The organism is Hahella chejuensis KCTC 2396 (genome assembly GCF_000012985.1).
In the GTDB taxonomy this organism is placed as follows: domain Bacteria; phylum Pseudomonadota; class Gammaproteobacteria; order Pseudomonadales; family Oleiphilaceae; genus Hahella; species Hahella chejuensis.
On record NC_007645.1, the window covers coordinates 2,847,741 to 2,860,982 of the forward strand.

Here is a 13,242-nt window from a genome sequence, read left to right on the forward strand (position 1 = left end):
AATTAAACCTTACGGAAATCTTAACGAATTTTAATTTCTGTTAGCTTCTGTTATATTTCGCGCCGGTTAGATGTCTGGGGTAAATTCCGCTAAAGGGAGTTAGCCATCAAGACTGCATTTGTTATTGCTGTCAGCGGTGTCTTTACAGGGGACGTAATGTCTAAATTCTACTCATTTCTTTCGGTGACGCCTTTCACTCGTCTGGTCCTCGTCTTCCTATTTCCCCTAAATCTTGTTCTTGCCCCGATTGCGTATGCAGAAGAAGAACGCTCTGGCGCATGTCGTATGGAGCAAGAATATTTGGATAACGTTCCGCTCTATGATGTATCAGAGATACCGGAAGACTACTCGTGCTTTGTCGATGTGGATGCGGTGGATCTGGGTAGGGTTACCGTTGTAGATACCCGCAGCGCTAATGATTTCGAGAAAGCTTTCGTGCCAGGCTCCATTAACCTCCCCGGTAACTTCATTTTTCATCAACGTACTCTGAAAAGCAGGTCGCTGCTGCTTGTCAATAAGGGAGTATTGACCCGCCAGAATGCGCAGCTGTGCGCCCGTCTTAAAGAAGCTGGCTTTATTGACGTCAAAATCGTGCGTGGAGGCCTGCATGCCTGGCGGTTATCGGGGAATAAACTTGCTGGGCTCCCGGAAGATGTCGCTGCGTTGTCCAGGCTAACAGAGATTGAGTTTGTTGTAGCCCTAACTGGCGGCGACGCCAAGTTGATAGTGGGACAGTCGTGGTACGACCGCGTACGTCGCTATGTGCCTGAAAATATCCCCGTGCTGCCTATTGCGGGAGATAAGAGTTTTGCTATGGCTCTGGTTAAAGCGCTTGGCGGCGATGAGGTGTCGCGCAATCTGCCTGTAATTATGCTGGAAGGGACATTGGAAGAATACGCGGAAAGCCAATATCGCAATCTGTATAGGTATGAAGCCAGTCCGGAAGCCATTGAACGACACTTTGAAAGTCTGGCGACAGTTCAGGAAAAGCGGCGCTCAATCCCTGACCGGTATCGTTGCCGAGGCGGAGAGTAGTCACAAAGGAAGCATTAGATATATGACGCAAACACGATTTATAGCCGTTGTAATACTTCCTGTCGCGTTGGCCCTGTGCTTAGGGTTGGGCGCCTGGAATGGGGTAACTCTATACAGGCAAGTAACCGCGCACATGGCGAGTCTTTCTTCGCCTACTAAAAAGTTGATTCGATTTCAGTTTGTGGTCAAGAACAAAGGTCAGGCTTTCGCCAAGGATCTATCTATTCATTTATTTGCGCCAGTTAGTGATTACCCAATGCAACGTTTGGTCGCACTGGATGGTCTGAAAGAATATAAAAAAGAAGTTGATGCTATTTCCAACCAAACACTCATCTACAAAATAGATCAACTGGCTTCATATGAAACCAGAAATATTACTGTTAACGCAGAAATAACTATGCTGCCTCTAGCGCCTATCATAATAGACCCTAAGTTGTGGCTAAAGAATGAGAAGTATATAGAGGTCGATAGTCCTGAAGTTCGTGAGGTCGCGAAACTTTTTGAGGGGCTACCCCTGGAGCGTCAACCTAAAGCGGCTTTTGATTGGCTGGCGCAACACCTGAAACAATCGGATTACATAAAAGAAGAGAAGGGAGCGGTATGGGCGCTGGAGAATAAGACCGGCGATTGTACCGAATACACATTCGCCTATGTCGCTATTCTGCGCAAGTTAGGCATCCCTGCTATTCCGTTGGGCGGTTTCATCGCCTCCCGACCCGCTACAGTCATTTCCGGCGTTGACTATCACAATTGGGCTTTATTCCACGATGGTCGCCGCTGGCGTCTTGCAGACCCACTCAATGGCGTATTTAACCAACAGGAAGAAGATTATGTCGCTTTCAGGGTTTTAAGTGAAAGCGCAGATGGTGAGCCATTAGGACGAAGCCGCTTTTCAGTAGATGACGAGAATGTCGTTATTGAAATGCAATGAGTAGACGGCGGCCAAGTTAACTAAGTCTTGTTTATATAAAAGAGTTTTTGAGCTTTCAAATCATGCATCCAAGTAGTAGAGCTGTAGAGGATAAGATGGGAATTGGTACGGAAATCCTACTAAATGTAATTAAAAGAAGTCTATCGGCAGTACTAATTTTGGGGGCTTCTATCATTTACGCTGCCCCATCTTCTGACTCGCCTCAAAGCGCTTCATATGAAGCTGCGGTGTTGGCTGATTCTCCTATTGCATATTGGAGGCTGAATGAAACATCAGAGCAAAATGTCGCCGAAGACAAAAGCGGCAATGGACATCTGGCGAAGGTTGAAGGAAACCTGCTTGTAGAATTAGGCGTTCTCTCAAGCGACTCTGCTAAGTCATTTGCAAACGGTGGACTGTCCGTTCCAGATCATTCCTCCTTTGCAATGGAACAGCTTACTTTAGAAGCTTGGTTGAAACCATATAAGGCTGGAACGGATGGGAGTTCTTCATTTCTATTTTCACACGGCGGCAGCAACTATAACTGGGGGCTGTATGAAAGCAAAAACAGAAGCTATTGCCTGTATGTGCGTATAGGCGTTGTTAAGTCTGTATGTGTTGGTCAAGAGGATGTGCCGGCAAACGCGTGGAGCCATTTGGTTGGTACTTATAATGGCTCGTCCTTAATTTTATATCTAAACGGTCAGGAACGGTCTCGGCTAGAAATTGCTGGAATGCCTACGAAAAATCCAGGCGTCATTCAGTTCAGTAACTGGTCTGGATATCGCTTCGAGGGCGTTATCGATGAAGTTGCAATATATGATCATGCGCTTAATGAGGGGGAGATTAACAAACATTACCAGCTCATTAGCTTTCCGACACGAAAAGAGGAGATATATAGAAAAGTAGTCTCTGATAGTGATCCTATAAGTTTTTGGGAGCTTCCTGAGAATGAAGGGAAATTAATTGACTCCATCGGAAATATAAACGGAAACATCACTCAGCCTACTCAATTGACTCAAGGAATTTCTGGCGCTGATCATACGGCCTCGTATTTTGATTATCAAAAGGGGCAAAGAGCTATTGTCCCTCATAATTCAAGCCATAACCTAAAAGAGTTCTCTGTTGAAGCCTGGGTTAAGCCGGAAATGATCGGCGCATACCGAGGCATCATTACAAAAATGATGAATGGAAACGGTTATCCAGGAATGGCGCTGAGGCTGGATGGTGAAACGGGAAGAAAGTTTCAATTCGCTATAAATGCGCCTAGAGCCCTAATTTGGGCGACTTCACCTAAAGAGTTTGAATTAGGTAACTGGTATCACCTTGTTGGTAGTTACAAAGATGGAGTGGGCGCAAGTCTATATGTCAATGGGGAACTTGTTCATAGTGTTCCTGCAAACGAAAATACACTTATAACTACGCCATCTGTTCCGTTGGTTATTGGTGCGCACTATGACTATAACTATACGCATCTCAACTTCGACGGGCTTATTGATAGCGCAGTATTTTATTCTCATATTCTTTCTGAAAGAGAAATAAAAGCGCATTACGATGCGGCCTTGACCGGAATCGAGCCTCAGTCCAAGCCCGCAAAAATAGTGGGCGCGTCTATATCAGACAAATCTACGCTGACAGAAAGCTCTGAAATAGAAATATATTTCGAGTCGCCAATCGATGAATCATCATTTACACAAGATGACGTTCGGCTGATGAAGGATGGTAGCGAGCAGAGTATCAAGGTTAAGAAGCTTGATGATGTGAAGTATGCTGTAGAGGTGGTTGGTGGAATAACGAATCGGGCTCACTACGTTTTGGAAGTTGGGCCAAATATTTCTTCTGGAGATGTCATAGGCCTGGATCAGGATGGCGATGCTCTGTACGGAGAAGTAGGTGATGACGTATTTAAATTGTCATTCGATTCTTTCTTTGCGGATTTTGTTATAACTGATGAAGCAACTATCGGGGATGACGCCTCCACATACGAAAACAAAAATATACTAATTGACAGTGGATTGCTAACGATCTCAGGCAATCATACTTTTGGCGATATTTTACTCGTGAATGGAGGGAAAATTGTAACTTCAGATAGAGCTAAAGCGACGCTTACTTTGAGTCATTTATCGATTGATGAAAGTTCATCCATTGATGTAAGTGGTAAGGGCGCGACGCCAGATTCTGAGGTGCGAGCATACTGTGGCGGTAGCTATGGTGGGGAAGGCGGAAGTCATGACTGGCTGCCAAATAAAAATGTGTTTGGAGATTATCGTCGCCCACATGACCTGGGAATTGGAGGGGCTGGAAACAACGATGCAAGCTTTTCAACAGGTGGTGGAGCGATAAAGGTAATTGTCGATCGTTTGGAGCTGGATGGGAAGATTCTGGCGAATGGTTCTGGTGGCGCAAACCGCATGGGGGCCGGAAGCGGCGGCTCTGTGTGGATTGAAGCTGGTGTTATTGTTGGGAGTGGCTCTATCGCCGCAAATGGTGGTAATAGAGTTAATACTACTGAGGGCGGTGGCGGTGGCGGTGGTCGCGTAGCTATATACTACGACGAACTCGAATCCTTTGATGTTTCCACTCAAGTTAAGGCCCTTGGCGGTAGGCGTGTACACGGAAACTACGAAAGTGGCGCTGCGGGAACTATTTTTATACGAAATAAGGTTAGTGGTGAAGAGAAGCTAATCATCGACAATAGAGGCTTGGATGACGCTAATGTCGCCAGGACTGGCCTGAGTGGCTCGTACCCAATGCCCGTTGAGATTTATAACGCCAGAATAAAAGTAATTGATGCAAACTTTCTAAAGCTTGTTGCCTTCAATGTCCATGTCGCCCAAAAAGGCGATGCTAAAATTGGAAGCCTCTTCTTTACTAATAGTGTATGGCAGCAGTCAGGAAATAAACTCAATATTACTGATGAATATAGTTTCATAGGTGGAGGCTTTGACACTAAAGGAGACTTATCACTTCCTAATAATGAGCTGGTCGTTGATAATTTTACTTACACTGTTTTTAGCGATCAGAACTGGAAAACGATCACGCTGAAAAATGGGGGGGTGCTGACCACAGGCGTTCCCTCTGGATCGCTCACGCAAGCGTTGATAGTTAAGGCGTCTTCTATCAATGTCGAGGCTGGTTCCAGGATTGATGTAAGCGGAAAGGGAGGGCTCCCTGACGCTGAAGTATGCGCACATTGTGGTGGAAGTTATGGTGGTGTGGGCGGAACGCCGGTCAACGGCCAAGAGAATAAATCCACTTATGGAGACTATCGTCAGCCGGTTCTACCTGGGACCGGGGGCGCTGGGGGGAATGGCAGTTCTGGTGTGCGAGGAGCCGGCGCCGTAAAAATTATTGCGGATCGGCTGAATCTTGACGGAGAAGTGAAAGCGGATGGCGACTATGCTAAATCACAGTCCGAATCTGGAGCAGGAGGGGGAAGTGGCGGCTCCATTTGGCTTGATATCGGCATTTTGTCAGGGAGTGGGCGGATTCTGGCTAACGGCGGGGCTGGTGATTATGCTGGCGGCGGCGCCGGTGGGCGGGTTGCTGTTTATTACTCTGTACTGAACGCGTTTGATTTCGCATCGCAAGTAGAAGTAAACGGCGGAAAGGCCAGACATTCAGGGTTTACGCCTGGACAAGATGGCTCCGTATACACTGAACAAAAGCATATAAATACCTATGTTACTGGCTTGTCTGTGACTGAATATGTCGCTGATAAAGTGCAGGAAATTACGCTGTCGTTTGTCAATGAGATTGATCCTGCTTCGTTTTCTATCGACGACATTTTGCTTGTTGGTGACAGCTCTTCTGTTTCCATCACTGCTTTAGAGCAAATAGATGGGGTGCAATACCGCATTCGTTTTTCCGCCCCCTTGGAAGATGGAACATATCGCTTAACAGTCGGCCCTGATATCAAGACAAAAGATGGTCTTGGAATGGACCAGAACCATAATGGCGCGCCCAATGAAGCCGATGATGCTTTCGTTGCTTCCTTTGTCGTGGATACCGAAAAGCCTGCTGCGCCTACTGTAACGTCGCACAATGTTTCAACGCCTGTATTGATAAATGCCAGAGTCATTAATCTCAGTGGTGTGAAAGAACCTGGGACGCTCTTGTGGCTCAACGGTAAAAGAGTATCAGGGCAAGAAGACGTAAACTGGAGCGTCTCCAATATTGCGTTGCAGGAAGGTGACAACCAACTGTCATTGAAAGTTGGCGATCTGGCAGGCAACTTTTCAGAAGAAGTCATACTGGCTATCAATGTAGACAGCCAAGCGCCTGAGGTACTGCTGATGGCGCCTTCGGGAATCATCAACAGTAGTGACAATTCCATTCGCGCCAAGGCGGAGGATGTTGGCGCCAGTGGGCTCTCATTGAAAGGAGCGTCAGTCGCTGTTTATAGAAATGGCTTGGCGGTAACAGGTGAACTCGCCTTAGCGTCAGGTGAATACATTTTTACAGCAACTGCGCCTTTGCTCGAAGGGAGCTATAAAGTTGTCGTCAAGGTAGCTGATACTCATGGGAACATCTCCGCTCCTAAGGAGTATACGTTCATCCTTGATTCGACCAAGCCAGCATCACCACAGCTTGAGGCTTTCCCTGATGTCAATGATGTCAATGCGTACCGCTTTAAAGGCACAAGAGAGAAAAACTCAAGCGTATGGGTAAATGGCGTTCAGAAGCTCTCCAGCGAAGACAAAACTACCTTTGATCTGCTCTTGGACCTTCAGCGTGGCGATAATAGATTTGAGTTTGTCGTTATTGACGCTGCCGGCAACGCCAGCGTCCCCACCATCGCCAACATTCGTTTTGATGATACTGCCCCAGGGCAGGTGACGTTCACTGTAGACGGAACGGGCGACGGAACGGAGGCGATGCTGGATTGGAGCGCTTACGATGAGTTCTCTAACGGTAACGACATTGCCGCTTACCATATTTATGTATCAGGTTCGAACTTCTCTGATATCGCAGGAATGACCCCGGTGGCGTCAACCCCATCTGGCTCCAAGTCATTCAAGCTCGCCGGTCTGATGCGAGGCGCGACAGTGTATGCGGCTGTTGTGGCGGAGGATACTGCTGGCCTGAAACGGACGACTGTAACTGCGCAGCCGGTTACTCCTGAAGATATTGTTAAACCAGAGCCTATCGTTGATTTGCGAGCGCTTTCCGCATCGACTTCCATAGATTTGTCCTGGGCGCAACATGCGAACACGGCTGGCGATTTAGCAGGCTACAGAATCTATGTGAGCAAGGCGGGAGACGAAGAGGTCAATGATATTCCGCTGGCCTCGGCGAATATCTCCGATGGGCGCGTGAACGTTAAAGTGGAAGGGTTGCAAGCTGCTACTGCGAACCCGATTCGCATTACAGCCTATGATCTGGCTGGCAATGAGTCCGATGCTGTCTCCAATCCTGGCGTGACGTTGTTGGCTAACCCTGCTGGCGTGACCACAGATCCGTTAAGTGGCCAGTTGAAGGTAAGCTGGCAAGCCTCCCAGCCTGCCAATCTGGTAAAGGAATACCGTATCTATGCGCAAGACGCCGCCTTCTCCAGCGTTGCTGGCATGGCTCCCAAAACTACCGTCAGCGGCAGCGCGCTCACACGCAACATTGCAGGCCTGTCTAACGGTGTGACCTATTACGTGGCCGTGACGGCGGTGAATCTCTCTGGCGGTGAAGAAACGCAAGTGGCTGCTGTGACAGGCAAGCCGGAAGAAGATAACGTCGGACCTGAAATCGTATCCATCGAGTTCATCAGCGCGAATGGCCCAGCGCAACTGAGCGGTTCCACACTGACTATGGACGGTAAGGTCGTTGTAAAAGCAAACGACCCTGCTGGCGTCAGTCGAGTTGAGTTTGAGAAAGATGGCGAAAGCTGGGGAATGGACCTGAACGCAGATCCTGATTTCGAGCGCGCCTGGTTGCTGGCGGGAGAGACTGACGGCGCTCACACGATCAGTGTGTCCGTCTATGACAATCTCAATAACGTCACTCAGATTAAGAGCATTCCTGTCAGCGTTGATTTGGCCGCGCCGTCTGCCCCGCAGTTGACTGCGCCGCTCAATGGCGTCACTACCAACAGGGTTGAAGTTGATGTGGCGGGAGCAGCGACTGCGAATACCTTGGTGCAACTGTTCGTCAACGGTGAAGCGCAAGGCGATGCATATCCAGTTGCTGAAGCCGGCGTGTTCTCCGGCTTGGTAACTCTGCAGGATGGCGTGAATGAAATCACCGCCAAGGCGACCTATGCAGGGCGCACTAAAGTCAGCGCCGCCAGTGCGGCCCTGTCAGTAACTTTGGATAACACTCTGCCGAACGCGCCGCAAAGTTTGTCTGCAGTCGGAAAGGCGCTGGGTAAAGTGGCGCTGGGCTGGATGCCGGTCAACGACCCTAGAGTGAAAGGGTATAACCTGTATCGCTCCACTGAACCATTCAGCGCCATTGCAGAAGCTGGCGCGCCGGTGAATCAGAAGCTGATTACTGGAACCAGTTATACAGATGTGCCTTTTACTGATGGAACCTATTTCTATCGTGTCGCCAGCGTTAATGAGCTAGGCAGCTTGAGTGAGCTATCAGATGTTGTTGACGCGAAGGCTGACAGCGAGGCGCCAAAGGCGGTGAAAGTCGAGTATGCGGCATACGGCGCCAAGGATGAAGCGAGTGGTCGTTACGGGCCTGGGTTGATTGATGTCGCCGTAACTTTTGATGAGCCACTGCGCAATACACCCTATTTTGCCTTGGCGACAGAAAATGCTCTGCCGCTCACCGTAGAGTTAGAGCGCGACTTTGATGATGAGCTGTTGTACCGCGGTCAGTTCGAGATCGAGGCGACTACGCCCGCTGGCGTTGTGACCCCCGTGCTGGCGGCGTTTGACAGTGTTGGTAATCGTGGATCTGTTGTGGTAAGCGGTGGCGATCTGCGCATTGATACGCAAGGGCCGGATGTCCGTACTTTGACAGTCAACCCCGCTGCGCCGATTCGTAACGATGATCCGGCTGGCAAAGAAGTTGAAGTTGTCCTGACCCTGGCGGATGACGTCAATTCAGGCGAAGAACCGAAGCTGGTTCCGTTTATTGAGGAAAATGGCGCTCCTACGGTTATTGCTGCTTATCAGGACGGTATTGCGCTGAACAAAGACGGATCTTCCCAGGCGGGGCGGCCGGTTTACGTTGGACGCATGCGATTGCCGTTGACGGCGGGACAAGACCAGGATGGACAGCCCAACGCGGAACAGCTCGGCTTTTTGCTTTCCGCCCAGGACGATCTTGGTAACGCCGCCAAGCCTGTGCCTGCGCACATACGCTTTCAGGTTTATCAGGGAGAGTTGCCTCCGTTAGGCGCGCCGGATCAGTTGATGGGCAAAGCCTTACCTGGTGGACGCATTGCCTTGAACTGGAGTCTGGTGGGCAGCGCGGCGGGGTATGCGTTGTATCGTAAAGCGCCCGGTGAAACCGAGTTGTCAGAATGGAAGCGATTCGACGACGTGTTGATGGATAGCTACATCGACGGTGAGTCAACGCCTTTGGCTGATGGCGAATATCAGTACGCCATTGCCTCTCTGCGTAGTGAAAACGGGCAGACGACTGTCAGTGCGCCTGGCGTGTCTGTGACGATCAGTTCTGATGCTACTGCGCCGATGGCTCCTGCCGGCCTGCAAGCCAGGCTGAGCGGTTCCGGCGTGCACCTGCAATGGCAAGCGCCAGCGGGCGATGATTTACGTTACAACGTCTATCGACTGAATCTGCCGGAAACGGCGGAGGATATTGATCTCTCTGACGTTGCAGCGCTTCAGGAAAATCTCCCGAAAGAGGTCGCGCTGGATAGCAAGCCTTCAGAAACTGAACACCTGTATGTGGTGACGGCGGTGGATAGCGCAGGTAATGAGTCTGCTCCTTCCAACACCCAGTATGTAAATGCAGATTTGCTGCCTGTTAATCAATTGAGCGTGTTGCTGGAAAACGACAGCCGTCCGGTGGTCAACTGGAGCCACAATGGCGCCAGTATCGCTGGATACGATATTTACGTTGGCGATGACGCAGATCGCGTCAAGCTCAATGCTGATCTGCTGACTAACGCGGATTATGAAGATCTGGGTTACAACGCGGGTGAGTTCAGCTCCGGCTCGGTGGAAGAGCGCTTCTACACTGTCGTGGCGAAAGACAACCAAGGCAAGGAAAGCATTGGCCACAGTCTTTTGCTGCCCGCGCTGAGCGTTGATTTGAAGCCTGCTGACGAGTCTGAAAGCGGCATTGAGCCAATCAAACGTGGCGTCATGAACCGAGTGTTGTTCCGCGTCGCCAATAGCGGCGTGACCAAGATTGAACGTGTGCGTTTGAAAGTGACGGTGAACGTCGCGGGAGCGGCCAAGTCTCACTACTCGGACTACTTCGCTGTTGAACCGGGAAGCTTCTCCGACGTAGGCGTTGTCATCGGCGGATATCAGTCTCTGGATGCGTTTGCGGATCTCGATATCAGCATTCTCTGGTCGCCGCAGGCGGGTGAGAACGTAGAGATTCGTCAGTGGCGTCAGGTAGCCGTTGGCCAGTCCGCGCTGGTGGCGACTCTGGAGACACTGAACTTCGTTCGCGGCGCAACAGGAAAAGCGCGATTCCGATTGGAAAACGTCAGCGATGTGGAGTCTGAGATTCTCATGGCGGCGAACAGCGGTAAGCACGACTCACCAGACATTCGCTTTATCCTTGAGGACTTCGCTGGCAACGTGTATGGCGCGACCTCTATCAAGCAAGTGACTGGAGATGTCGTCACCACCACGGACCGCTCCACAGTAGCGCGTATTCCAGCGGGCGGCGAGTACGTCACAGAATACTTTGACGTGCCTGTGCCGTCTTCTGTCCCGGAGTCAGCGTTGCTGCGTTTGGAGATTGACAAGCTGCACTACCAGGTTGGCCGCGATGCGCATGTTGCGATCGCTGGTACACGCGCGTCACAAGTAGTGACGTTACAGGAGACGCCTTATTACGGTGAGCTGACGTCTGTAGAGCCCGCCAAAGCGTTCGCTGGTGAAACCGTGACAATCAAGGGACGTGCGATTGATCGCGCCAGCAATGAACCGATGGCCAACGCCATATTGACGGTGGCGATGAAGGTGCGCGGGTTTGAGCGCCAATACGCTGCCTTTACTGATGTGGAGGGCCAGTTCGAGTTCACCTACACGCCGACCATCAATGACACTGGAGAGTATGTCGTTTCCATTGTCCATCCAGACAAATTGGACCGTCCGGAACACGGCCGTTTCATTGTAGAAGGCGCATCTGTGGCCCCTGCCATATACAAGGTGTCTGTGCCCAGAAACTATGAATATGGCATGGACGTGCGCGTCAAAGCCGGTTTCAGTACGCAGTTGACCAATGTGCGTCTGGAGTGGGCGGCGGAGCTGGATGAAGACGGTCAGTCAAAACCAATGGCGGATGGACTGCAAGTCAGCAGCTCAACGCTGGAGGCTATCGCGCCGAATACTACGGGTTATCTCAAACTGAAGCTGACGGGCGATAATCTGGCTCCAGAAAATGGACGTCTTTACTTCAAGGTTATGACGGACAACCAGGAGCAGCCTTTGGCGTTGCTGACCGTGCAATATTATCTGTCAGCGGCGGCGCCGTTGGCGAAGGTATCGCCAAGCTACATCACCTCTGGCGTCAAGCTGGGAGATGAGCAAGGGGAAACCTTTAAGGTAACCAACGGCGGCCTGGAAACATTGACCAATGCACGCCTGTCTCTGGTGGATCAATACGATGCGCCAGCTCCTGAGTGGGTGCGTATCGTTGGCGATCGCAGTCTGGGGAATATTGCGGTGAATGAATCGCGCACTATCCAGTTGGCGTTCCGTCCCGATGCGACTGTGCCTAAAGGCGACTACCGCTTTAAGGTGTTGATCCAGGGCGATAATTTGCCAACCCAGCCTTACATTGTAGATGTGGCGGTGACGGACTCCACCATCGGCGGCGTGCATTTCCATACTTCGGATATATACACCGCCACCAAGGCTGAAAACGGCGGCCTGATTCCAGGTTTGGCGAAAGTACGCATCTCGCTGCAAAACGAAGACGTGCTCAGCGAAACCTATGAAATCACTACGGATGAATTCGGTGATGGCTTCCTGGAAAACCTCTCCACTGGCTCTTATACCTACCGAGCCAGCGCGTTTGACCATGACAGCGTGAGCGGACGTATCTGGGTGCGCTCGGGTGCGGTGACCAGTGAAGAAGTGTTCCTGATGAACAAACTGATCTCGGTGGAGTTCTCCGTACGTGAAATCACCCTGGAAGACCGTTACGAGGTGGTGTTGAACGCCACCTACGAAACTAACGTCCCGGCCCCAGTTGTCCTGTTCGAACCCATGTCGGTCAACCTGCCGATGATGAAGAAAGGCGAGGTGTTCCAGGGTGAGTTCAGTTTGACGAACTATGGCTTGGTAAAAGCTGAAAATGTCATCACAACACTGCCTGCTGGCGATGAATTCGCGCGCTTTGAATATATGGCGGAGGTGCCCGAAACCTTGTGGCCTGGTCAGGTGGTTGTGGTGCCTTATCGTGTCGTCGCCATTCAGGACTTTAACCCCAGCGCCCAAGGTGACGCTTCTGGCGCAGGGTGTGCGCAACATAACTATGAGGCTATCTGTAACTACTCCGCCATGTGCGCCGTTGGGAGCATTATTAACAATGCGGCGAAGATGATGATGAACGCGATGGGAGGCTCCTGTGGGGGCGGTGATGGAACAGATGGCGGAATTGGTGGGGGCGGAGTATCGATCGGGGGCTATTTCCCAGGTGGCCCAGGCACTACGGTTACCCCTGAATCACCGGTGGAAAATGCGGCGGGCGGAGGTTTCTGCCCTGGACCGGATGCCGGTGGCGGAGGCCAGTGTTCTTCAGGTGGCGCAGGTCAAGGCAGTGGTAATTAGAAGGATGTTTGAAGTGAATTCAGTAGTAAAAGCGGTGTTTATGAGATTGTTTAATTATGCTGCCTTTGTTGTTTGTCTGGCGGTTGTTTGCCTCCAAACCGCCTCGGCGGAGCCAGGCGTATTCCTTCTAAAACAGGAGCCGGACTATAAGGCGGACTTCGTATTGGAAGAGCAAGACTTGTACGTAAAGACGCTAGGTGACGGTGTGCGTCTGACACGCACTTATCGTCCTGGTAAAGGGTGGACCTGGAATGCGCGCTGGGCGGATCTGGAGTTTATCAAGCAGGAAGTAAAAGTGAAGTTCGCCAACAACAGCTCTGGGGGAGGCGGCTCAATTGACTTTGATCCTAAGCCGCTGGAGTTGGAAGGAGA

3 protein-coding genes are annotated in these 13,242 nt (G+C 50.7%); all 3 read left to right on the top strand.

Translation table 11 applies throughout. The annotated features are described in order from the left end of the window. Nucleotides 1–285 precede the first annotated feature (285 nt). The 3 genes from HCH_RS12535 (at nucleotide 286) to HCH_RS12545 (ending at nucleotide 12,870) form a co-directional block, all read left to right on the top strand. Complete coding sequence (locus HCH_RS12535; RefSeq protein ID WP_041598615.1) at nucleotides 286–1,035, top strand: rhodanese-like domain-containing protein; 750 nt, start codon at nucleotides 286–288, stop codon at nucleotides 1,033–1,035. A gap of 22 nt (nucleotides 1,036–1,057) precedes the next feature. Next, on the top strand, nucleotides 1,058–1,966 hold the full coding sequence (locus tag HCH_RS12540; RefSeq protein WP_011396626.1) for a transglutaminase-like domain-containing protein: 909 nt from the start codon (nucleotides 1,058–1,060) through the stop codon (nucleotides 1,964–1,966). A gap of 95 nt (nucleotides 1,967–2,061) precedes the next feature. After that, nucleotides 2,062–12,870, top strand: a complete 10,809-nt coding sequence (locus HCH_RS12545) for a LamG-like jellyroll fold domain-containing protein (RefSeq protein WP_158304956.1) — start codon at nucleotides 2,062–2,064, stop codon at nucleotides 12,868–12,870. Nucleotides 12,871–13,242: the final 372 nt, after the last annotated feature.